The sequence below is a fragment of the Thalassotalea ganghwensis genome (assembly GCF_053485795.1).
Genome location: NZ_JBQRUM010000005.1, coordinates 75,416 through 98,010, shown reverse-complemented (window position 1 = coordinate 98,010; position 22,595 = coordinate 75,416). Strand labels below are relative to the sequence as shown.

Sequence of the window (22,595 nt, the reverse complement as noted above, 5' to 3'; positions counted from 1 at the left end):
TCGTAAATAACACAACTGAGATTAAATTTTAACCACGGAAAAGAAAAAACGGGACATCAAGACTTTATGAGCGACCTAATTAGTTTAACATCGAAGTTAACCAATCCCACTCTTGTTAAAGATGAAAAGTTGAGAGCCATCTGTACGCAAGCAGCGTCACGAATAACCGGTGCAGATCGCGTTAGCCTCTGGGTGTTTGATAACGACTTTAACGAAATGCATTCGATAATGTGCTTTGACACTAGGTTAAAAGAATTTTCTAATGGCCACACCATTTATAGAAACGATTGTCGTGCCTACTTTAAAGGGATTTTAAATAATGAAATCATTCGAGCACCAGATGCTCGCAACCATCGCCTAACATCATGCTTTAACGAGTTATATTTTAAACCGCTCAATATATATTCTTTGCTTGATTACATCTTGCATCAAGACTTTGAACCGGTAGGGGTAATCTGTTGTGAAAGTGTAGATAAAATTACCCAATGGACAGATCAAGATGAAGAAGTACTTAGAAAAATTGCTAGAGCTAGCTCAATGCACTTCTCGCTTACTTAATTCTCGTACTCCATGGAAATTTTAGACAAAAAAAACGCCACCATAAAGGCAGCGTTTTTTCATTAAATATAATAATTAAGCTTCAGCAATAACAATTACTTTAATGTTAGTATCTACATCGCTGTGTAAGTGAAGTGCGATATCGTACTCACCTGTTTCACGAATAGTACCTAAAGGCATACGTACTTCAGCTTTAGCAACTTCAATACCGGCTTCAGTGATAGCATCAGCAATATCTTTAGTTCCGATAGAACCAAATAACTTACCTTCTTCACCAGCAGTTGAAGCGATAGTCACTTCTGCTAACTCAGCAATTTTTGCTGCTTTAGCTTGTGCTGCACTTAGATCTTCTGCTAATTTTTTCTCTAACTCAGCACGACGAGCTTCAAAGTGCTCAACGTTTGCTTTAGAGGCAAATACTGCTTTACCTTTTGGTAATAAGTAGTTACGAGCGTAACCAGACTTAACAGTTACCTTGTCACCAAGGCCGCCTAATTTGGCGATTTTATCAAGAAGAATTACTTCCATTTTCAAAACCCCTTATTAGGTTACTTATGTAAATCTGTATATGGTAATAATGCTAAGTAACGAGCACGCTTGATCGCACGACCAAGTTGACGTTGGTATTTAGCACTTGTACCAGTAATACGGCTAGGGACAATTTTACCACTTTCAGTGATATAGTTTTTCAACGTAGCGATATCTTTGTAATCGATTTCGCTAGCGCCTTCCGCTGAAAAGCGGCAGAACTTACGACGTCTAAAAAAACGAGACATGGATTTCTCCTAATTAATCATTTCAATTTGTTGAGCATGTAATACTAATAATGGGTTACCATTTCTAGATTCGTGTCGATTTAAAAAACCGGTCACTTTAACCTTACTGCCCGACATTAACTCACGTGTTAATAGTGATAATTCGCTTGTAGCCACAACTTGTATTCTGACAAACGCTTGTCGATTAAACCCTGCTTCTTGTTGAATTGACTTGTGGTCAATTGAAAATTGGCAATGTTCGATACCTGCTGGGCTAGTTGAAAATTTTGGTGTTTTAACCACCTCTCCAACTAATACTAAGCAATTACTTATCACAGATTACTTATTCTTCGCTTGCCGCTTCTTCTTTTTCAGCAACAGCTTCTTGAGTAACCTCTTTCTTAACTTCGCGACGGTCTTCTTTAGCAGCAGCCATAGGAGATGCTTCAGTTACCGCGCTCTTTGTGCGCATGATCATGTTACGAATAACAACGTCGTTATAACGGAAAGAAGTTTCTAATTCATCAATAACAGACTGAGGCGCTTCAACGTTCATTAAAACGTAGTGTGCTTTGTGCAATTTATTGATTGGGTATGCTAATTGGCGACGACCCCAGTCTTCAAGACGGTGGATCTTACCTTCAGCAGCATTGATCAAGTCACTATAGCGCTGGATCATGCCTGGTACTTGTTCACTCTGATCAGGGTGAACCATAAATACGATTTCGTAATGACGCATTACGAGCTCCTTACGGTTGTAGTCTCTTATCTGGCTCAGCCATCACCAGTATTGAGACAAGGAACAAAAACAATAGGGCTGAATTAAGGCCGCGTATTGTAGATAAAATCACCGATGAAAACAAGCAGTATTTGAAATGATGTTGCTAATATCTCTCAGCAAGAGCAAGACTGCTCATTTTTGCTATGAGCCGCGTTTGCTTTGGGTGTTTGAGAGGGTGTGATAAATTTTTTCATGTCCTTGATGGTCATCCTCACTAAACGCTACCTCGAAACCGAGTAAATTACCTTTAAATTGATTAAGTTCGGCGATGAAGCACGTTTGAGAAAGCTTATCTTTACATCGTTTAGCGACTTCAGTAAATAATATCGCATTGAGGTACCCTTCAAAGGTGACCTGATCTATTGAATCTATCGCCGCCTGCTTAGCATCGACAATAAACTGTTTACATGCCGCCAATTGACATGAGCTTGGCTCGGGAAAGACTTCGGTAACCAAAACACTAGCGGGTACTTTTATCCATTTAAAAAGATCTTTGCTTGAAATAAAAGAAACACTGACATAGAACGGGTTGAAATTCTGTTGGGCTGCAAGGTTTATGAAATGAGCAAGCGGTCGATATGTCCCAACAAACGCTACCGCATCAATATCATAGTTCTGCATAATATCTAACGACAACTCAATATCTTCCGTGTTGCGACGATAACGGGTGGTCACCACGGGTTTTAAGCCATAACGCTGTAACTCTTTCAAATAACCTTCTTCAACCGCCAAGCCAAATTCATCAGCTTGAACCATCAGTGCAATTTTCTTTCGTTTAACGGTATTAATCAAATAATCTATTTGACTGGCGGCTTCTTGCTGATAGCTGGCACGAAGGTTGATGATATTTTGACTTACCGGCGTTCTTAAAAAATCAGCTCCTGTAAAAGGGGTAATGTAAGGAATTTGATGTTTTTGCAACAATGGCATAATCGCACTTGAGGTTGGTGTTCCGACAAAATTAAACAAGGCAAATACATCACGGTCTTCAATAAACTTTTGCGTATTACTAAAGGTTTTGTATGGTTCATAGCCATCATCTAAGCTTCTTAGCTCAATCTTGCGACCAAAGATGCCACCCTGTTGATTTATTTTATCAAAATAGAGTTGAGCTCCTAAGTTTAACTTTTTCCCTAAGCTTGCCGCGGGGCCAGTCAAAGCATTGGAGCTGGCTAATACGATTGGTGGTTTTTCAAGAGCAGCAATCGGCGCACTCACCATGAGCATCATCAATGCATATATCGCTACTACAATGTTTTGCTGCATTACGGCTACTAACCCTCTATTACGTTAAAAACCAATGCTATATCAGATTAAAGCACATAATGACGAAAAAGTAATGGTTCGTTGATATCAAGCAACGTTAGCAGGTCAGGAGCTTGCTGACATACTTCGTTGTCGAACAATTTCGAATAAACAAATACCGGTAGCAACTGAGACATTTAGACTCGAAACACTTCCGGCCATCGGTAGTTTAACTAACTGGTCGCATCGCTCGCGCGTTAGTCGCCTCATCCCTTTACCTTCTGCTCCCATCACCAATGCCATCGGCCCATTGAGTGATACTTCATACAAGGATTGCTCTGCTTCACCTGCTGTGCCGACGATCCAAACCCCCATATCTTGTAATTGTGTCATCGTCCGCGCTAAGTTAGTTACTTGTACTAACGGTACAGTTTCTGCTGCACCAACGGCAACTTTTCTCACCGTAGCCGTTAGCCTTGCGGCATTATCCTTAGGCACTATTATCGCCTGTACACCGGCGGCATCGGCATTTCGCAAACAAGCCCCTAAATTATGAGGATCGGTAACGCCATCTAAAATCAGTAGAAAAGGATCGTTTTGTTTTGCTTGTGCACTCGCTAAAATACTTTCCAAATCATTTTCAGTATAAAGCTTGCCTGGTGTCACACGGGCAAGCACACCTTGATGTTGCTCACCGTTACTTTTATCGTCGAGTACTTTACGATTAACCACTTGGGTATTAATTTTATATTTACGCGATAAATTTATAATCGAGTGTAATCGTTCATCTTCTCGCCCTTTTAATAAGAACAACTCAATAAAACGTTCAGGTGAACGCTTTATTAACTCATTTACCGCATGAATACCAAACACTAATTCTTCATTTTTTGCCATACTATTTTTGAGCTACCTAAACTTAATTAATACCTACGTAACATGTGTGGTAAGTTACCTACGTTTTTTCTTTGCCTTACGGGCGTTTTTACCCGGCCGACTCTTGCTTGTTTTACTACTTTTGGTTTTCTTGTGTTTTTTGCGATCATCAGACGCCTTGCCTTTAGCATGGGCACGACCTTTTCCTGAACCTGGCCTGTCATCTCGAGCAGAATTTTTACGAAGTTTCTTGGTGGTATTTTCGGCAACACGCTTTAGAGGCTTAGCTCGACTAATGACAGCATTTTCGCCAGATAAAACAAGATCTATTTTTTTCTCATCAAGATTCACTGCCGCCACTTGCACTTCCAAAACATCACCCACGTGATATTTAGCTTTCGATTTTTCACCAGTTAAACACATGCGAACATCATCAAAATGATAGTAATCATGTGGCATAGAAGTCAGATGCACCAAGCCTTCAATATGCAAATCAGCAAGACGAACAAACATACCAAAATTGGTAACGGTAGAGATAACACCAGTAAAAGTATCGCCGACATGATCTTGCATAAATTCACATTTAAGCCAATCAGAAACATCTCTAGTAGCGTCATCAGCTCTACGTTCAGTCATTGAACAGTGCTCACCCAGTTCAATCACGGCCTCTTTACTGTAGTGATGAAAGCCTTGGTTCGCCGGCGTTGATTGTTGTTGCTCTAGAATATATTTGATAACTCGGTGAATTACCAAATCGGGATATCGACGAATCGGCGAAGTAAAGTGACTATATGATGCTAGCGCCAATCCAAAATGGCCAATATTATCACTTTGATAAAAGGCTTGTTTCATTGAACGAAGCAACATGGTTTGAATAAGCTCTTGATCGGGGCGCTCTTCAATTTGTGCTAAAATAGCACAGTAATCCTTAGGTTCGGGCAAGCCATCTTCACTATCACTGTGTGGCATCGCAATGCCAAGCTCAGCTAAATAAGAAACAAAATTATTAAATTTTTCCTCACTAGGTTTGTCGTGAACACGAAATAATCCCGGCTGGTTGTGCTGTTCAACGAATTGCGCTGTAGCAACGTTAGCGATGATCATGCACTCTTCGATAATTTTATGAGCATCATTGCGAATTAATGGCTCGATTGATTCTATTTTTCGATTGTCATTAAAAATAAACTTTGATTCATTCGTTTCAAATGCAATAGCGCCACGTTCAACCCTAGCGGTCATCAATGCCAAATATAGTTGATAAAGATTTCGTAAATCATCAACTAATGGCTGATGTTCATCGATGAGCGATTGGTCACCGTCTAAAATTGCTGCGACTGACGTATAAGTAAAACGCGCTTTAGATTGCATGACTGCAGGATAAAAACGACTTTCGACAAGCTGACCTTGTGCATTGATTTCCATTTCACAAGTCATACATAAACGGTCAACGTTGGGATTGAGAGAGCACAAACCATTCGAGAGCTTCTCTGGTAACATTGGGATCACTTGGCTGGGAAAATAAACCGAGTTTCCGCGCGCGATCGCTTCGTCATCTAACGCAGTATCTGGACGAACATAATAGCTAACATCTGCAATCGCTACCCATAAACGCCAACCACCAGAAGGAAGAGGGCGACAATAAACGGCATCATCAAAATCACGCGCATCTTCACCATCGATGGTCACTAAATTCAATGCGCGTAAATCTTCACGATGTTCTTTTGCCGACGCTTCTACCTCATCAGGGATTTTAGCGACTTCTTCATCAATTTCTGCCGACCATTTATAAGGTAAATCGTGCTCACGTAAGGCAATTTCAATTTCCATCCCAGGCGCCATGTGCTCACCTAAAACTTCCACGACCTTGCCGACAGCGTTGGCTCTTTTCGACGGACGCTGAACTATCTCAACAACAACAATTTGTCCTTGGCGAGCACCAAGTTTTGCTTCAGCGGGAATTAAGATATCCTGCTGAATACGCGCATCATCGGGAACAACAAACGCAATATTATGATCTAGGTAGAAACGACCAACAATGGGGGCTTTTCTTGGCTCAATAATGTCAACTATCTTGATCTCTTGCCGACCTTTTCTATCAGAACGGTCAACAAGAATCGCCTCAACAATATCTCCATGAAGCACTTTTTGCATTTCATGAGATGAGATAAATAAATCTTTTGGTTTAGCTTCATCAGACTTGCGATCAGGCTCGAAAAAACCAAACCCTTCTCGGTGACCAATTACTTTACCTGTTAATAAATGACTGTGCGGAGCGATAATATATTGTTTGAATTTATTAAAGATAATTTGCCCTGCATTTTCCATCGCTCGAAGTCGTCTTTTTAAGGCAATGTGCTGCTCTTCGTCATGGTAATTTAACGCCTTACAAATCGCCTTAAAATTAGGAGGGGTGTGCGCTTGTTCTATTATCGATAGCAATAACTCTCTACTGGCAATCGGTTTATCGTATTTTTGTGCTTCGCGCGCTGAATTTGGGTCTTTGATAGTTGTTCTGCTTGTTTTTCGGTTCATGCCGCTAAGTATATCTTAGTTAACCAAAATCGCATCAAAATAATTAGGTTGTATTGACGGAATTTACCCTATCACCATCTCATTACTAGAATTTCCGTTTTTTGGCTTGTTCTACCACCCGATCGGGCAGTTTTTCGGCTAATTGTGTCAACAACATGGTAATTTTTTGATGTGTTTTTTTATCATCTGTGACCGAATGATGCAGCAACGAATAAAGTTCAGGGTAATCTAATGGACTACCATCTCCTTGACTATAAATTTCAGCTAGGCGAATTTGTGCCTTAAGGTTATTGAGCACTGCCGCTTCTTTGAGGAAAAGTATTGCCTTATTTAAATCTGGCTGCATAAACTTACCAATGTGATAGTAACGGCCTATTTGTTCAAGAGCTTCCGGTAAACCTTGATCTGCAGAGAGACGCATATAGTAAAGCCCTAGTTCAATGTCTTTTTTTACACAGACACCATAAGCCAGCATATCGCCCCATAAAAACTGATAAGAAGGCATTTCTGCCTTCACCGCCCGCGCTTCAATATCTTGAACAAGTTGACAATCATCAAGTACTACCTGACTGAGGTGTTTATTTTCTTTAATGAGTTCCAAAAGCTGATTGTCACTATATATCTGCACCGCTTCGAGCTGTTCGGCTTTGGCAAAATTCACAACGCTTATTAATAAAATACTTAACAAAAAAGTTTGTCGAAAAGCTAACATAAAACCTCAATATTCTGATAAGTGGCTTGACAATATTCCGCTAAAAGCGCGCACATCTTCTCGATGCAACACCAAAAATAGGCTTGATAACCGTATTTAGGCGCTAATTCCATGCCAATAATTTTAGAGATAGACCAATGACACTACTGCAAGATAATTATAGCGCTAACCTGACTTAACTCGTTATCGGCTATAACTGCCATATGTTTAATAAAATCTGGTCCGATACTCAATACAACATTACTAGCAACAACAATACCACAATGATGAAATTTTAAAGGATTCTCAATAGCGGGTTATGCGCCGCGGAAATTAAAGTATTTTCAGTACTTGACTTAACTGATGAAATGCTCAGAATAAAACCAAGTTGTCTGGAATCTAGGATAAGTATGTCAGAGCTCCAAGAGTTAATTGCTATTTCAAAAGCAAATGAAGATATATCGCGAAAACTATTTCATATTGAGACGCAAATACTTAGTTGCCAATCCAGTCAAGAGTTACTTAAAAAACTATTTTCCTTGTTACTAGACACATTCAAACTTGATGACATTATCCTACTGATGGCCGATCCAATGCCAATCAGTTATTTACTAACTAGCAAGGTGCAATCACAGTGGCATCAGGAAAATACCAAGCTTATTGCAAGCTCAACGCTGAAGAATTTTCACGAAAATAACTTACCTTACCTTACCAATGATCTCAGCCAACTAAATAGTGTTCTTCCGAGTAAATGGCATGCTCAAGCAGGTTCAATCGCTTTAGTTCCATTGACCTTAGAAGGTAAATTATTCGCTAGCCTATTGTTTATTGATAAATCTCCAGAGCGTTATACACCAACACTCGGTACGTTTCACTTAGAGCAATTGGCAGTAAAGCTAAGCCTGTGTTTGTCGAATGTTCTAATAAGAGAGCAGCTCGAATATATGGCGCATTACGATCGCTTAACAGGGATCGCTAATCGTCGATTAATGGAAAAATGCATAGAAGAAGAGTTAATTCGACAAAAACGCTATCAAGTACCATTTTCTGTGTTATTTATCGACTGTAATAAGTTTAAACAAATTAATGATACCTACGGTCATGATTGTGGTGATAAAGTGTTGTCTTATGTTGCTACTCAACTACAAGAATTGATTCGCGAAAATGATAAGTGTTTTCGTTATGCAGGCGATGAATTTGTTGTTGTTCTTGCGAGCCAGTCCTATCAGGATGCAATAAAGGCCAGTAAGCGTTTATGTGAGTTTTTTATCAACAACCCGATGCCTTATGAAAATCAAAGCTTGGCGATAACGATTAGTTGCGGTGTTGCTGCTAGCGACGGTAAATTGTCGATGGATCAATTATTAAAGAAAGCCGATGAACAGCTATATTTACATAAAAAAGTTGCCTCGTTATCAAAGATATAAAAATGTTTGGATGAGATAAAGGCTAAATAGAATGTTAGAAACCATTGATATTAATGAGCTTTGTCCCGGACATTTTGTTGTAAACATAGTTAATCAGACAGGAAACTACAAACTCACCAAAGCCGGACATATTAAAAATGAACTTGTTGTTAAAAACTTAGTTCATAAAGGCGTCTTACAAGTTCAAATAGACACCAGTAAAACTAAAACGTTTTCGATCGGGCAATTAGATTACGAAAGTCAAACCTTTGTACCCGATATCAGTAAAACCAGCGCTGTATTTGAAATTGATAAAGCAAAAGCGATATTCAACCAGTCAAAAAAAATTCAACGTAAAGTCTTTAACGATGCCTTTTCAGGAAAACCCATCGACATAAAACCGGTACATAATGTTACCGAGCAAACCATTGACGCTATCTTTAAAAATCCTGACGCACTTGCTTGCATTATTAACTTACGCAATAAAGATGAGTACTTGCTTGAGCACTCAGTCTCTGTTTCGGTGCTAATGACGATATTCGCCAAGTACCTCAAAATAGAAAAGTCGATTATCCAAGATTTAGCCATTGGCGCGTTTTTACATGATGTCGGGAAAATCATGGTTCCAGAAGAGATACTCAACAAACCTGGTAAATTGACCGAGGAAGAATTTACCGTAATGAAAACGCACGTGAATCACTCAATTGATATCATTGAAGCCACAGAGGGTATATCCCCGTTAAGCTTAGAAGTTGCGAGGCTACACCATGAAAAACTTGATGGCAGCGGTTATCCATTTAGTGTCCCTGGCAAGGATATTTCAACATATGGGCGCATGATCACCATTTGCGATATCTTTGACGCATTAACCGCACACCGGTGCTACAAAGATGGCTACAGTCATATGAAAGCCTTTAGTATCTTAAAGAACCTTGCCGACAGTGGTCATTTGGATACGCGTTTAGTGAACTTATTTATCAACTGCATGGGCATCTTTCCGGTCGGCTCTTTGGTTGAATTAAAATCGAATAAACTCGCTATTGTAGAAAAACGCAATGTTGACGTACCAACCAAACCGAAAGTAAAGGTGTTTTACAGCCCTAAACACCATCATTATGTTGAAGCCAAACAAATAGATCTCGCCAAAAGTAACGACACTATTATCAAAGGGGTAAGAGCCGATGAATTTGATCTCGATATGAACAAAATCATCGACTTTTTATTAACAGAAGCGTAAAGCTTAAACTTTAAACAAGCTCAACCTCTCTAGCGCCTACTGACGAAAATCGACACCACTATTGGCAGCAAAGTGCGCGAACATAGTATAAATAGCAGTTGCTTGTTTGAGCGCTTTCGGCTCGACTTTATCTAGTGTGTCATTTGCCGTGTGGTGATAGTCGAAATATTTGCTGCCATCTGGAGAAAAATTCATACTTGGCATGCCCGCTTCACTTAATAACCTCATATCTGATTGTGCTTTCGCGTCATTTTCTTGAGCCAACGCTACACCCAATGGCGCGAGATATCCCGCTAACTCACGAACTGCATTAAGACTAGAAGCACCAACTCCTGGCGTCATTTTGTAGATATGGCCGACACCAAAGTCCCACTCTGCTCCCATAACGTGTCGACTCATTTCCTCTTTATGATCAATCATATATTGTTTAGCACCCAACAGCCCGACTTCCTCAGCAGCGAATAGAATTACACGAATGGTGCGTTTTGGTCGCTCAGGTAACTGAGCAATATGATAAGCGGCTGCCATCACCATACCGACACCCATACCATCGTCCAGCGCACCAGTGCCAACATCCCAGCTATCAAGGTGAGCACCAATAGCAACGATCTCATCTGGTGATTCACTGCCAGTGATTTCACCAATCACATTTGCAGATTTCGCGATTTGTTTTTCATCAATCCGCGCAGTCAGTTTTAAAAATAGACTGACCGGTTTATCGCGCTTTAAAAGGTTAACAAGTAAATCAGCATCTGGATTAGAAACACTCGCTGCTGGAATTTTATTAATCCCGTCTTGATAACGCATAATGCCAGTGTGGGCTAAGCGGTTATTATCGGTGCCAACTGAACGGATAATCAAAGCAGAAGCACCTTTTTGTGCTGCAACGACTGCACCACGAACCCGAGCACCAACAGCTTTATCATAACCGTCGCCATCGATATGCGCCTTCATACGATAAGAAATAAACGCAATTTTACCATTTAAAGCGTTATCTTCAGCCGCTTCTAATGCCGCTAAAGTCTCAAAGTGAACAATGTCTTTAGTGATACCATTAGCTGAAGTACCTACACTGCCGCCAAGTGCTATTGCAGAAAGCGTATGAGGATAAGGTGCCGTGACCTTTGCCTCAACGTCACCTCGATGCCAAAGTGTACCGGTAACTGGCTCTTGCCACACCTTATCAAAGCCTAATGACTTCATTTTATTCATCGCCCATTGGATCGACTTTTTGTCCCCTTCCGAGCCCATAAGACGATGACCAACCTCAGTCGTTAACGATTCGATCAATTGATAAGATAGTTCTGAATTGAGCGCCGTTTGCTTAAGGGACTCTAGCTCCTTTTGTTGAGTTGAATTCAGTGTTTGAGCATTGGTATGCACGGCTACTAAGGCAACTAAACTCACTAACCCTGTTGTTATTATTTTTGGTAGTAATTTCATTAATATTTCCTATTGCTAAATTATTAAATGCTTATTTAAGCCGCTGACTTTAATTGTTTTATTTTTTTCATGAATGAAAAAGTGCCATGTTGGCTACGCTGCTCTCGACGTAAATCTCGAACGGCGATCAAACAAGGTGTTAAGACTAACGTCAGTACGGTCGCAAATGCTAAGCCTCCGGCAACAGCTGTCGCTAGTTGCGTCCACCACTGTGTAGATGGCGCTCCAAAGACAACACTACGACTAAAAAAGTCGATGTTTATTTGCATGACCATTGGTAACAACCCTAGTATCGTGGTAATCGTCGTTAACATCACAGGACGAAGACGCTGAGCACCAGTTCGTAATATAGCATCAAGCACGTCATGTCCTTCGTCTCTCAAGGTATTATAAGTATCAATTAGTACGATATTGTTATTGACAACAATACCTGCCAAGGAGATAACGCCAATGCCCCCCATGACAATACCAAAAGGCTTCTGCACTAAAATTAGCGCTAAAAACACGCCGACGGTGGAAAAAACGACGGCACTCAGTATTAAAAATGCTTGGTAAAAACTATTAAATTGGGTAACCAAAATAATCGCCATAACAAAGAGTGCAACACCAAAAGCATTAACCAAAAACGCCTCTGACTCCTGCTGATCTTCGTTTTGTCCTTTAACCACTAATTCAACAGACGGATCAATTCCCAATGCAGGGAACTGTGCTTTTAGTTTCGGCAGCTCTTTAATCAATTGAGCTCCACTCACTAAGTTTGCTTGAATGGTCACCACGCGTTTACCATCGACTCGACGTATCGTGTCAACTTTTGGCGCGGCCCTTCGCTCAACGAAGCTGCTTACCGGTACCAAGCCTTGATTGGTTTTTAAGCGAATAGTATCTAGGCGGCCAATATCTCGTTCATCCACAGGAAATCGAACACGAATATCAAGTTCATCATCAACATCATCAGGTCGATACTCGCCCAATTTTAAACCATTAGTGACCATTTGTACTGTCGCGCCAACGAGTGCCGCATCTGCTCCATAAGTCGCGGCAAGAGAGCGGTCAACTTTCAGTTGCCATTCAATCCCCGGCTTGGGAGAAGTATCCTCTAAATCTGTAAAATTACCATTTGCTATCAGTGCATTACGGATAGTTTTAACGGCTTCAGAAAGTTGTTCAGGAAAACGTGAGCTCAACTCAATGACTAAGTCTTTACCACTTTGAGGGCCTTCTTCATTTTTACGTACTTCTATTTCAACCCCAGCCAAATCGTCAGTACGCTGGTGAATTTCCGCGATGGTTTGATCAGCTGGACCACGATATTGCCAGTTGATGAAGTTAACCTGAAAAGTGCCAACAATATCATTGCCACCGGTTCGCGTATAAAGTGTTTCTATTTCCTCTAAACCTAATACCCGAGCTTCAATTTGCTTCATGATATCGTCTTTTTCGACTATCGATAAATCACCATGAGAGCGCACAACCATAGTGGCACTATTAGGTTCTATATCAGGAAAAAATACTGCGCCAAGCCCCGACGCTCCGTAGACAAACATCACAGATATAGCAATAAGAATTGTCGCGATAATCACCTTCCAAGGATGAACAATCGCTTTACGAAGCAGAGCAATATATTTACCGGTAAAACCAGATAGCTGGTCAAGTTCACCTTCTTCTGCTTGCAGCACCTGCGCTTTTTCTTCGGCACTAATCACGCGAGGTCTACCAAACACCGTACCTAACGTCGGCACAAAAATTAACGCCATCGCTAAAGATGCGGTTAATACGGCAATCAAGGTGATTGGCAAATACTTCATAAATTCGCCCATCATACCAGGCCAAAACATTAACGGCGCGAATGCTGCTAAAGTCGTTGCTGTTGAAGCAATAATTGGCCATGCCATTCGTTTCGACGCATGAGCATAGGCTATTTTTCTCGGCTTACCTTCACTCATCTCGCGGTCGGCAAATTCCGTAACGACTATCGCACCATCAACGAGCATCCCAACCGCCATTATTAAACCAAATAACACAACAATGTTTACGGTTAATCCGGAGATCGCTAGCACTAAGATCCCCGTTAAGAAAGCGCCAGGAATTGCTAAACCTACCAAAAGCGCAGTGCGCGTGCCAAGGGCTGCAATAACCACAATCACCACCAACAAGACAGCAGATAATACGTTATTTTGCAGATCGGATAAGGTATCTTTTACGTCAATTGACTGATCACCAACATAATCTACCGATACTTGATTAGGCCATCGTTGTTTCTCTTGATTAATTAGAGCTTTAACATTGTCAACGGTATGAATAATATTCTCGCCCGAGCGCTTTTTAACTTCTAACGAAATTGAGCGATTACCATTGAGTCGAGCAAAACTAGACGGATCTTTATACGAGCGTCTGACGGTAGAAACATCTTGAAAAGTGATCACTCGTTCGCCTTTGACTTTTACAGGAAGTTCCAGTAAATCCTGAACAGACTCAAACACCGATGGTACTTTTACCGCAAAGCGACCTTTGCCGGTATCCATCGTACCTGCTGGTACCAGACGATTGTTGCGCTCTACTAAGTTATAAATATCGTTTTGGTCAAGACCATAGCTTTCCATCAACAGTGGATCGACGACGATTTCAACCATATCCTCTCGATCACCACCAATGTCAACTTCAAGTACCTCCTGCAGGCCTTCAATTTTATCTTTTAAGTCTCGCGCCAACGTTAAAAGGCCCCGTTCTGAAACCGGTCCTGATAAAATAACGGTTACTGCAGGCACTTGATTAGCCATGGTCACTTCATTCACCACAGGCTCTTCTGATTCTGACGGTAGCTTAGCTTTGGCTAAGGTGACTTTATCACGGACATCAGCAAGTGCTTCTTTAGGATCAAAGCCAGCGACAAACTCTAGGGTCACTGAAGCATGACCTTCACTCGCACTAGACTTCATTTCTTTAACGCCAGCCAGTGACTTTAATTCTTTTTCCATTGGCCTAACAAGCATACGCTCTGCGTCTTCAGGCGAGATACCATCATGAACCATTGACACATAAATAATCGGAATGGTGACATCAGGGTTCGCTTCTTTAGCGATATTTTGGTAAGTGATCGCACCTGAGATTAATAACAAAATAAATATCAAGAGTATCGAGCGAGTCCGCGATAGCGCACCATCTATAATGCCTAACATAACCTATCCTTATTCTGTTAAGTTTGCGCTATTAAAGATCGCCTCAACACGATCACCATGCCTAACAAAACCTTGCCCTAAGGTAATGATATCCGCTTGTTCACCTAAGCCCGTTAACCAAATTCCGTCACTACTGCTTTTAACGATGTTGATCGGTGTAAATACAACATGCTGGTCAACTACGGTTTTAACGCCGATATTACCTTGCTCATCTAAGGCTAATAGCGCCGGTGATATTTTTATTGCATTTACCTGTTTTAGTGGCAATAAGACTTCACTGCTAATACCTGCCACTAAATTTTGTTGATTGTTTTCTAAAGCAATTTCAATCTTAAACGTGTTAGTACTTTCTTCGGCAACACTCGATATATACCGAACGTTTCCGTCTATTTCCCCTCGATTCAACAGACGGACTTGCGCCTTTTGACCAATGGAAATATCAGGAACTTGTTTCTCGGTAACGTAAGCCCTAACTATCAAAGGATTTAGATCGGCAATTAATGCGAGCTGATCGCCGCTTTTAACATAATCACCTTGTTCGACATAACGATTATTAAGTATCCCATCGTAAGGTGCGCTTACCGTTGTTTTATCAATCATCAGGGTTAAGCGTTTAATTTCAGCATGAATTGCCGCTAGGTTAGCTTGTGCTTCGGTAAACTGCGCTTGTCCCTGAAAGCCATTCGCAGCTAGTTTTTTCGCCCCTTCAAATTCTATTTCGCGTTGCTTTAATAGTGCTTGTGCTTTGGCTAACTGGTCGGGTAAATCATTCAATTCCAGGCGGAGTATGTCATCGCCCTTATTTAAAAATTGCCCCCGCTTAGCAATCACTTGTTCAACCCTACCAGCGATCTCAGCTTTAAGTGTCGTTACTCTGCTTGGCTCAGTGCGACCATAAAGTTCAATGGTGTCATTAACCAATTCTGCCGAAAGTGATTCAACTTTAACTTGGGGAATAATTTCAGTTACTGTAGCTTCTTCTGTTGTATTTTCCTGTGCTTGCATGCTTCCCGAAGCCATCCAAAGAATTAGTGTCAGTGTAATAAAAATCGCAATAAGATAAGGGCGCTGAGCTAACCATTGCTGGTTTATTTTTGGTTGAGTCATGATACATTCCGTTATATGAGAGGTAAGGCAGTTGCCTAATAATGATACTGTAAAACCCATTGATAAAACTAGTACAGCAATGCAACAAAATGTGACTAATTAGGTGTCTAGGATTTATCGATATTATTATACTTTAAGTATAAAAAAACCGGCATAAGCCGGCTTTAGAATTATTAATAATAAACGAGCATTATATTGAGAAAGAAGCGCCACAGCCACAGGTTGTAGAGGCGTTAGGATTATTAACAAGGAATCGGCTCCCCTCAAGACCTTCAACATAATCTACTTCACCGTCAACCAAGTACTGTAGGCTCATCGGGTCAACGACCATAGTCACGCCTTTTTTCTCAATGGTCATGTCACCTTCGTTTACCTTTTCATCAAAGGTAAACCCATATTGAAAGCCCGAACACCCGCCCCCAGTCACATAGACTCGCAGTTTCAAATTAGGGTTTTCTTCTTCTGTGATCAAAGCAAGCACTTTACTTGCGGCAGCATCAGAAAATTTAATCGGTAATTCGGTTGTCGACATATCACTCTACTAAAATTAGGGTCAATCAAAGTGCTAATTATCTTAAACTTGACCTATTTAATCAAGTATTAGCGCCGAGCTTTGTGGACTATTTTGTAATAAGCTAGCCCATTGATGACTGACATTAACTTTTTGGTACGCCTGCCATGAGGTTTTGTTGAGAATCGTCGCTAATTCTACCTGTTCAGCATTAAACCCTTCAGGTAAGGTAAATTCGCCCTCAAAAATTTGAAAATATTTAAAACTAAATGCCAACGACTTATCGGTTAAATCAGAAATATCCGTGAGTAAGTAACTAACTGGTTGCTGGTTTTGGTTTCCTTTAAAACGCACCTCTAAACTGCCTTTCGCAAATCGTTTTTTTACTTGCTGCTGAACTAAAACGATTTGAAAGCGATAGTGATTTAAACTGCCTGTCGGCTCTATGGTAAAACTATCAACAACAACACCATCAACCTGCTTTTCTGGCGCCATCACCTTTTCGTAAAACGCCAGTTCTTTTTTAACGTTAAAGTGCTCTCGTTCAGTATCGGTGAGTAACTGCTGCATACGTTGACTCGCCATTCGTTCTACTTCTAACTCAACCTCTAAGGTGTGTATCCGCTTGACTAAATCCACTTGCTGAGCATAAAGCTTATTCAATCGCGCTTTTTGTGATTGAATGGTTTGCTTTTGATAACCACTGAAAAAATTGCCTAGTCGATAACCGCAAAATAAGCAGGTTGCAATAAGAGCAAGCAATAAAATTGCCGAACGAAATGCTCCCAATTTTTGAACGACAGTATTTAAATTTATTTTTGCTAACCAACTCATTTGAAAAGTTTTATGTTAAGTTAATATAATTGCAGCCGACTATACCATTAATGACGACAATGTCTCTAATATCGCTTAAAAAACACTTAGCTTTGCCACAAACTTCGTGGCAGATATGTTTATTGGCAGCGATTGGCGGAGTCGCATCTGCACTACTGATCACGCTTTTTTCTATCAGCATTGATGCACTACAGAGTCTTTATCTACAGCAGAAAGAGGATTATACCAGTTTAAGTGCATTAAGTCGTTTTCATTTGCCGATTATCGGCGCAATATTAATTTTATTGTCGGCATACGTTACTGGCTACCAATATTTACGTTCTGGTATACCTTTTGTTTTGCATCGCTTAAAAGTTGCCCATGGTGTCATACCATTTCGCAACACTCTGAATCAGTTCATTGGCTCGGTTATTGCGCTTTCATCGGGCTTCTCTGTTGGTAGAGAAGGCCCAGCTGTGCATTTAGGTGCCGCTTGTAGCAGCTTTATCGGTAGTTATTTAAAACTTCCCTTCAACACGATTCGAACATTGTGCGCATGTGGAATAGCTGCAGGTATAGCAGCAAGCTTTAATACCCCTGTCGCTGCGGTAATTTTTGTGATGGAAGTGATTTTACGCGAGTACAAAGTTCATATTTTTATTCCGATTATGATCGCCGCCATTGTTGGCTCACTGATCACCGAGTATGCTTTGGGGACAACGCATAAATTCGCTTATTTTGGTGAGCTCGCTGTGTCTGTCAGTGATTATGGTTTAGTGGTCGTCCTTGGAATAGTTTTAGGAGCGATTGCTGCGGCATTTAATCGTCATTTGACCTTTATTATCAAACACGCCAATCGTTATCATTTAATGTTGCGATTTTTAGTTGCAGCGCTAATTACCGGTATCTTAGGGGCTGCGATGCCATATGCAATGGGAACTGATCTCAGTGCTATTTCGTTCGCAATCGCTGACAGTGCCAGCTTTGAATTGCTATTTTATCTACTCATCGCCAAGTTTTTCATGACCATTGTCGCGTTGGGGCTTGGTGTCCCTGGTGGTGTAATAGGGCCAATTTTGAGTATTGGTGCGATTACCGGTATTGCCATTGTTACATTAAGTAATCAAATCTTTGCACAACATAATTTGCTATCCGATTTTGCGTTACTGGGTATGGCAGGATTTATGGCAGCAACATTGAATGCACCGCTTGCGGCTCTCTTAGCAGTGGTGGAATTATCTAATCAGCTTGATGTGATGGTTCCGGCGATGATTGTTATCACCTCAGCTTGCCTAGCATCTGGACAACTATTTAAAAATCGTTCAATTTTGGTGATGCAACTGGAGATTCAAGGGTTGCTCTATCGCCAGCCACCTATTGAAAAATCACTACAAAGTATTGGCGCGATGGGGGTAATGAAAGAAAACTTCGCGTTATTAGCACCGCAGGCAACGCAATTCTACGTTAATGCCTTAGCAAACGCTGACAATGATCAATTATTTATCGTCAAAGACCCTGAAAAAATCGGTTCATTTGTTTGGCTAGAATGCCAACAATCACTGGTTAACGAAAACAATATTCAACAGCATCAACTTATCGCTATGTCATCGCAAATAACCCTAGCAGAAGCCTACATTGCCTTAGTCAACCAACGAAAAGGTGGTGTTTATTTGTATGATGGTGATGATAAAAACAACATTATCGGTGTGGTTTTATTTGAACAAATCAGACGTTTTTTAATAGAAGGAAAAACAAACTAATGTTAATACTTTGGCTTAAAGCATTACACGTTTGCTTTATGGTAGCTTGGTTTGCCGGTATATTTTACCTGCCTCGACTCTTTGTAAATCATGCCGAGGCAACAAATCATGCAGTAATTGAGCAACTTAAAGGTATGGAAAAACGTTTACTTTACTTCATTACGCCTTTTATGATTTTAACCATTATATTTGGTATCAGTTTAATCACCCAATATGGGTATGCGTGGTTTAAGGTCTCGACTTGGCTTCATATAAAGCTAACATTAGTGTTACTTTTGGTGATTTACCATATTTACTGCTTTAAATTGCTGAAGGCTTTTCAACAGGATCAGAATACTCGCTCAGGTCGCTTTTATCGTATTTTTAATGAAATTCCTGTTTTAATATTATTTGCAGTGGTAATTCTAGCTTATGTAAAACCAAGCTGAACGATTGGTAAAAATGACTAAGAGGTGTTGATCTTTCGAGGCTTTACCGGCTGCAATTGATGATGCTTTTAGGCAAGGCAGAGCTGTTCTAATGCGGTTATTCCACATAAGTCAGCCATTTCACGACAATATAACGCAGAAGTTAGTATTAGTAAAAAACAGGCGTTTAAAGTGCATTCCTTAAGTAGAGCTGCTGTGCGTATTACAAGTACCGAAATTAAGAAGCGGTCTATTCGAACTAAATTTAACCGTTACCGTTCAACACTTACTCAATAATAAATCACCAAAAGTCACAGAGTGACTGTTAGTGCTGGCATTAATTATCCAGATAAATAATGCCAACCTCTTCAAAATTATGCTATATTCCGCGCCATCATTAACCTTCTCCTGCATGCATTGAGGCCCTTTATGATGACCTTTGAAGGAAGCCATATTCTTTCTGTTTCTCAATTTGACCGTGAAGCCATCGCCAAAATCCTATCAGTATCAAGCCAAATGGCACCATACGCTCTCAGACAAAAACGCTGTCATGTGCTTGATGGTGCGATATTGAATAGCTTATTTTTTGAACCGAGTACTCGAACACGGGTTAGTTTTGGTGCGGCGTTTAACTTGCTGGGCGGTTCCGTAAGAGAAACCGTTGGTGAAGAAAACTCTTCATTGAGTAAAGGCGAATCATTATTTGATACTGCAAGAGTGATCAGTGGTTACTCAGACGTTATTGCCATGCGCCACCCGAAAATGCATTCGGTTGGTGAATTTGCGCAAGGAAGTACCGTACCGGTCATCAATGGTGGAGATGGCGCAAACGAGCATCCAACTCAAGCCTTACTTGACTTGTTCACCATTCAATCAGAAATGTCTCCCCATGGTAAGGGACTTGATGGACTTCATATCGCTTTAATGGGTGATCTTAAACACGGCCGCACCGTACATTCACTGTCAAAATTGCTGAGCTTGTATAACAACATCAAAGTCACCATGATTTCACCAACCGCATTACAAATGCCAGATGATGTCATCTCAACCTTGACCAATGCTGGTCACGAAGTTGTCATTACCGATCAAATTGCCGGAAACTTAGCCTGTGATGTTATTTATCAAACCCGTATTCAGCAAGAACGCTTCCCTAGCCAAGATGAAGCTGATCTTTATCGTGGTCACTTTAGCCTCAACAAAGAGCAATACCTTCAATATTGTCAAAAACACACGGTGATTATGCACCCATTACCTAGAGACTCTCGTCCAGAAGCAAACGAACTTGATATAGATTTAAATGATCTTGAAAATCTCGCCATATTTAGACAAGCGCAAAACGGTGTGCTCGTTCGAATGGCACTTTTCGCCTTAACCTTAGGCGTTGAAAATAAACTGACACAATATGAAAAGCCAGTCACTTGGTTTTCCTCAAAAAGCAACTAACAGGTACTGTCATGGATAATTCACAACAACTCTTTAACCACGCTCAAGAAATTATTCCTGGAGGCGTAAATTCTCCGGTCAGAGCCTTTAATGGCGTTGGCGGCACCCCATGCTTTATTAAAAAAGCAGATGGTGCCTATATCTATGATGCCGATGATAAAGCGTACATCGACTATGTCGGCTCTTGGGGACCGATGATTTTAGGTCATAATCACCCCGCTATTTTATCTGCCGTTATTGAAACCGCTAAGAACGGTTTAAGCTTTGGCGCACCAACAGAATTAGAAATCACCATGGCAGAAAAGGTAAAAGCGTTAGTTCCTTCGATGGAAAAATTGCGCATGGTGAGCTCAGGTACTGAAGCGACAATGAGCGCTATTCGACTTGCTCGCGGCTATACTGGACGTGACAAAATTCTCAAATTTGAAGGTTGCTACCATGGACATGCAGATTCTCTGTTAGTGAAAGCAGGCTCTGGAGCGCTTACGATGGGTGTGCCTAATTCCCCAGGTATCCCAGAAGATTTCGCCAAACATACCTTAACGGTTAGTTTCAATAACCTCAATGAAGTAAAAGAAGTCTTTGAACAACTTGGTGAGCAAATAGCGTGTATTATTGTTGAGCCTGTTGCCGGTAATATGAATTGTATTCCACCGGTTGATGGGTTTCTTCAAGGATTACGTGCTATTTGTGATCAATATGGCAGCGTACTTATTTTTGATGAAGTCATGACTGGCTTTCGGGTTGCCTTAGGTGGCGCACAAGCGCACTATGGTGTTACACCAGACTTAACGACACTCGGTAAAGTCATTGGTGGCGGTATGCCAGTTGGCGCGTTTGGTGGTAAAAAAGCTATCATGGATTACATCGCTCCAACTGGACCTGTTTACCAAGCGGGTACCTTATCAGGTAACCCAATTGCTATGGCTGCAGGACTCGCTGCACTAACGGAATTAAGTCAAGGCGATAAACATCAGTACTTAGCCAATGCGACAGAAAAACTCGCCATGGGATTTAAAGCAGCCGCTGAACGAAACGGTATTGCCTTATCGATCAATTATGTTGGTGCTATGTTTGGCTTTTTCTTTACCGACGAAGAACAAGTAACCACTTATCAGCAAGCAACGCAATGCGATGGTGAAAAGTTTAAAAAGTTCTTTCATTTGATGTTAGATGAAGGGGTATACCTTGCGCCATCAGCCTTTGAAGCAAGTTTCTTATCGATGGCGCATACTGACGATATTATCACTGAAACATTAAATGCGGCAGATCGCTGTTTCGCTAAACTGTAACGACTCGCTTAAACCTCAACAGCAAGCTCTTGCTTTAACCAGGTAAGTGCTTGCTGCCACCCTAATTCCAATCCATGAAATAACCGTGTATTCCAACCATCATGTGCACGCAAAGCAATCAAACTTTCGGTCAGCGTTTTGCAGTTTTCATGATAATAGACAAAAGCGATCGCTTTAAGATTTTCGTGAGAAGCCACTGACAACTTTGCCTCAAAACTATAATCGTATTGGTTTACCCGATTAATCAGTAAAGCGAAATCATCAAGCTGACATTGACGAATAAATTCATGGCACTCCTCTACCATTTCCAACGACATTTTAATGCCCTGATCAACAATGATCTCTACGATATTATTGTCATGAATTTTAAAATAACCAAAACTTAATCGTCTGTTCATGATAGCGCCTTTTATTATTAGTTCATTGGAATGATGTACAACCAAAAACACATCCAGCCCTGTTAATTAATTGTAAATATAGATGTGATGTGTTTATAATTCAACCAAGATACCGTATAAAAAACGATCTTTTTTGTAAGTATTGATTAATTAATGAAATTTTTTAC

21 protein-coding genes are annotated in these 22,595 nt (G+C 40.7%); 7 read left to right on the top strand and 14 right to left on the bottom strand.

From position 1 onward, the window contains the following. The first annotated feature begins 66 nt into the window (after positions 1 to 66). The gene (locus ACSLUH_RS06815) at positions 67 to 558 is read left to right on the top strand and encodes a GAF domain-containing protein (protein ID WP_448565551.1); all 492 of its coding nucleotides are present in this window, start codon (positions 67 to 69) and stop codon (positions 556 to 558) included. 75 nt (positions 559 to 633) lie between these two features. On the opposite strand, the gene rplI is transcribed toward ACSLUH_RS06815, so the two are convergent. The 8 genes from rplI to ACSLUH_RS06775 all read right to left on the bottom strand — a co-directional run bounded on the left by rplI (position 634) and on the right by ACSLUH_RS06775 (position 7,405). Further along, positions 634 to 1,086, bottom strand: coding sequence for a 50S ribosomal protein L9 (gene rplI / locus ACSLUH_RS06810; protein ID WP_448565550.1), 453 nt, complete (start codon positions 1,084 to 1,086; stop codon positions 634 to 636). 20 nt (positions 1,087 to 1,106) lie between these two features. Next, positions 1,107 to 1,334, bottom strand: a complete 228-nt coding sequence (gene rpsR / locus ACSLUH_RS06805) for a 30S ribosomal protein S18 (RefSeq protein ID WP_074500237.1) — start codon at positions 1,332 to 1,334, stop codon at positions 1,107 to 1,109. A 9-nt stretch (positions 1,335 to 1,343) separates the two neighbouring features. Further along, positions 1,344 to 1,649: a primosomal replication protein N gene (gene priB, locus ACSLUH_RS06800; RefSeq protein WP_448565549.1), complete on the bottom strand. Its 306-nt coding sequence runs from the start codon at positions 1,647 to 1,649 to the stop codon at positions 1,344 to 1,346. A 7-nt stretch (positions 1,650 to 1,656) separates the two neighbouring features. Further along, the gene (gene rpsF / locus ACSLUH_RS06795; protein WP_448565548.1) at positions 1,657 to 2,052 is read right to left on the bottom strand and encodes a 30S ribosomal protein S6; all 396 of its coding nucleotides are present in this window, start codon (positions 2,050 to 2,052) and stop codon (positions 1,657 to 1,659) included. Between the two features lie 183 nt (positions 2,053 to 2,235). Further along, positions 2,236 to 3,360, bottom strand: a complete 1,125-nt coding sequence (locus ACSLUH_RS06790; protein ID WP_448565547.1) for an ABC transporter substrate-binding protein — start codon at positions 3,358 to 3,360, stop codon at positions 2,236 to 2,238. Between the two features lie 105 nt (positions 3,361 to 3,465). Beyond that, the gene (rlmB, locus tag ACSLUH_RS06785; protein WP_448565546.1) at positions 3,466 to 4,233 is read right to left on the bottom strand and encodes a 23S rRNA (guanosine(2251)-2'-O)-methyltransferase RlmB; all 768 of its coding nucleotides are present in this window, start codon (positions 4,231 to 4,233) and stop codon (positions 3,466 to 3,468) included. A 54-nt stretch (positions 4,234 to 4,287) separates the two neighbouring features. Continuing rightward, positions 4,288 to 6,744 (bottom strand): ribonuclease R, encoded by a 2,457-nt coding sequence (gene rnr / locus ACSLUH_RS06780; protein WP_448565545.1) that lies wholly within the window; start codon positions 6,742 to 6,744, stop codon positions 4,288 to 4,290. Positions 6,745 to 6,829: 85 nt separating this feature from the next. Next, entirely contained in the window at positions 6,830 to 7,405 is a 576-nt protein-coding gene (locus ACSLUH_RS06775) for a tetratricopeptide repeat protein (RefSeq protein ID WP_448565544.1), read from the bottom strand. Between the two features lie 440 nt (positions 7,406 to 7,845). Here ACSLUH_RS06775 and ACSLUH_RS06770 point away from each other — a divergent pair, with 440 nt between their 5' ends. Together ACSLUH_RS06770 and ACSLUH_RS06765 are read left to right on the top strand one after the other, a co-directional pair. Next, positions 7,846 to 8,862 (top strand): DUF484 family protein, encoded by a 1,017-nt coding sequence (locus ACSLUH_RS06770; RefSeq protein WP_448565543.1) that lies wholly within the window; start codon positions 7,846 to 7,848, stop codon positions 8,860 to 8,862. Between the two features lie 31 nt (positions 8,863 to 8,893). Then, entirely contained in the window at positions 8,894 to 10,078 is a 1,185-nt protein-coding gene (locus ACSLUH_RS06765; RefSeq protein WP_448565542.1) for a cyclic di-GMP phosphodiesterase, read from the top strand. A 36-nt stretch (positions 10,079 to 10,114) separates the two neighbouring features. Here ACSLUH_RS06765 and ACSLUH_RS06760 read toward each other — a convergent pair whose 3' ends face one another. The 5 genes from ACSLUH_RS06760 to ACSLUH_RS06740 form a co-directional block, all read right to left on the bottom strand. Beyond that, entirely contained in the window at positions 10,115 to 11,521 is a 1,407-nt protein-coding gene (locus ACSLUH_RS06760) for a M20/M25/M40 family metallo-hydrolase (protein WP_448565541.1), read from the bottom strand. 35 nt (positions 11,522 to 11,556) lie between these two features. After that, the gene (locus ACSLUH_RS06755) at positions 11,557 to 14,697 is read right to left on the bottom strand and encodes an efflux RND transporter permease subunit (protein WP_448565540.1); all 3,141 of its coding nucleotides are present in this window, start codon (positions 14,695 to 14,697) and stop codon (positions 11,557 to 11,559) included. Between the two features lie 9 nt (positions 14,698 to 14,706). After that, positions 14,707 to 15,804, bottom strand: a complete 1,098-nt coding sequence (locus ACSLUH_RS06750; RefSeq protein ID WP_448565539.1) for an efflux RND transporter periplasmic adaptor subunit — start codon at positions 15,802 to 15,804, stop codon at positions 14,707 to 14,709. Positions 15,805 to 15,994: 190 nt separating this feature from the next. Continuing rightward, the gene (gene erpA / locus ACSLUH_RS06745; RefSeq protein WP_448565538.1) at positions 15,995 to 16,336 is read right to left on the bottom strand and encodes an iron-sulfur cluster insertion protein ErpA; all 342 of its coding nucleotides are present in this window, start codon (positions 16,334 to 16,336) and stop codon (positions 15,995 to 15,997) included. A gap of 57 nt (positions 16,337 to 16,393) precedes the next feature. After that, positions 16,394 to 17,149, bottom strand: a complete 756-nt coding sequence (locus ACSLUH_RS06740; RefSeq protein ID WP_448565537.1) for a DUF6776 family protein — start codon at positions 17,147 to 17,149, stop codon at positions 16,394 to 16,396. A 59-nt stretch (positions 17,150 to 17,208) separates the two neighbouring features. Here ACSLUH_RS06740 and ACSLUH_RS06735 point away from each other — a divergent pair, with 59 nt between their 5' ends. The 4 genes from ACSLUH_RS06735 (at position 17,209) to hemL (ending at position 22,030) form a co-directional block, all read left to right on the top strand. After that, on the top strand, positions 17,209 to 18,888 hold the full coding sequence (locus ACSLUH_RS06735; RefSeq protein ID WP_448565536.1) for a chloride channel protein: 1,680 nt from the start codon (positions 17,209 to 17,211) through the stop codon (positions 18,886 to 18,888). After that, entirely contained in the window at positions 18,888 to 19,316 is a 429-nt protein-coding gene (hemJ, locus tag ACSLUH_RS06730; RefSeq protein WP_448565535.1) for a protoporphyrinogen oxidase HemJ, read from the top strand. The genes ACSLUH_RS06735 and hemJ overlap by 1 nt, the downstream gene beginning before the upstream one ends. A 408-nt stretch (positions 19,317 to 19,724) precedes the next feature. After that, the gene (locus tag ACSLUH_RS06725; protein WP_448565534.1) at positions 19,725 to 20,738 is read left to right on the top strand and encodes an aspartate carbamoyltransferase; all 1,014 of its coding nucleotides are present in this window, start codon (positions 19,725 to 19,727) and stop codon (positions 20,736 to 20,738) included. Positions 20,739 to 20,749: 11 nt separating this feature from the next. Then, on the top strand, positions 20,750 to 22,030 hold the full coding sequence (hemL, locus tag ACSLUH_RS06720; protein ID WP_448565533.1) for a glutamate-1-semialdehyde 2,1-aminomutase: 1,281 nt from the start codon (positions 20,750 to 20,752) through the stop codon (positions 22,028 to 22,030). Positions 22,031 to 22,038: 8 nt separating this feature from the next. Here hemL and ACSLUH_RS06715 read toward each other — a convergent pair whose 3' ends face one another. After that, the gene (locus ACSLUH_RS06715) at positions 22,039 to 22,428 is read right to left on the bottom strand and encodes a hypothetical protein (RefSeq protein ID WP_448565532.1); all 390 of its coding nucleotides are present in this window, start codon (positions 22,426 to 22,428) and stop codon (positions 22,039 to 22,041) included. Positions 22,429 to 22,595: the final 167 nt, after the last annotated feature.

Bases quoted from the DNA above. Each gene is read 5' to 3' on its own strand.
- ACSLUH_RS06815 (WP_448565551.1), top strand. From the start codon at position 67: ATGAGCGACCTAATTAGTTTAACATCGAAGTTAACCAATCCCACTCTT.
- rplI (WP_448565550.1), bottom strand. From the start codon at position 1,086: ATGGAAGTAATTCTTCTTGATAAAATCGCCAAATTAGGCGGCCTTGGT.
- rpsR (WP_074500237.1), bottom strand. From the start codon at position 1,334: ATGTCTCGTTTTTTTAGACGTCGTAAGTTCTGCCGCTTTTCAGCGGAA.
- rpsF (WP_448565548.1), bottom strand. From the start codon at position 2,052: ATGCGTCATTACGAAATCGTATTTATGGTTCACCCTGATCAGAGTGAA.
- ACSLUH_RS06790 (WP_448565547.1), bottom strand. From the start codon at position 3,360: ATGCAGCAAAACATTGTAGTAGCGATATATGCATTGATGATGCTCATG.
- rlmB (WP_448565546.1), bottom strand. From the start codon at position 4,233: ATGGCAAAAAATGAAGAATTAGTGTTTGGTATTCATGCGGTAAATGAG.
- rnr (WP_448565545.1), bottom strand. From the start codon at position 6,744: ATGAACCGAAAAACAAGCAGAACAACTATCAAAGACCCAAATTCAGCG.
- ACSLUH_RS06770 (WP_448565543.1), top strand. From the start codon at position 7,846: ATGTCAGAGCTCCAAGAGTTAATTGCTATTTCAAAAGCAAATGAAGAT.
- ACSLUH_RS06765 (WP_448565542.1), top strand. From the start codon at position 8,894: ATGTTAGAAACCATTGATATTAATGAGCTTTGTCCCGGACATTTTGTT.
- ACSLUH_RS06760 (WP_448565541.1), bottom strand. From the start codon at position 11,521: ATGAAATTACTACCAAAAATAATAACAACAGGGTTAGTGAGTTTAGTT.
- ACSLUH_RS06755 (WP_448565540.1), bottom strand. From the start codon at position 14,697: ATGTTAGGCATTATAGATGGTGCGCTATCGCGGACTCGCTCGATACTC.
- ACSLUH_RS06750 (WP_448565539.1), bottom strand. From the start codon at position 15,804: ATGACTCAACCAAAAATAAACCAGCAATGGTTAGCTCAGCGCCCTTAT.
- erpA (WP_448565538.1), bottom strand. From the start codon at position 16,336: ATGTCGACAACCGAATTACCGATTAAATTTTCTGATGCTGCCGCAAGT.
- ACSLUH_RS06740 (WP_448565537.1), bottom strand. From the start codon at position 17,149: ATGAGTTGGTTAGCAAAAATAAATTTAAATACTGTCGTTCAAAAATTG.
- ACSLUH_RS06735 (WP_448565536.1), top strand. From the start codon at position 17,209: ATGTCTCTAATATCGCTTAAAAAACACTTAGCTTTGCCACAAACTTCG.
- hemJ (WP_448565535.1), top strand. From the start codon at position 18,888: ATGTTAATACTTTGGCTTAAAGCATTACACGTTTGCTTTATGGTAGCT.
- ACSLUH_RS06725 (WP_448565534.1), top strand. From the start codon at position 19,725: ATGATGACCTTTGAAGGAAGCCATATTCTTTCTGTTTCTCAATTTGAC.
- hemL (WP_448565533.1), top strand. From the start codon at position 20,750: ATGGATAATTCACAACAACTCTTTAACCACGCTCAAGAAATTATTCCT.
- ACSLUH_RS06715 (WP_448565532.1), bottom strand. From the start codon at position 22,428: ATGAACAGACGATTAAGTTTTGGTTATTTTAAAATTCATGACAATAAT.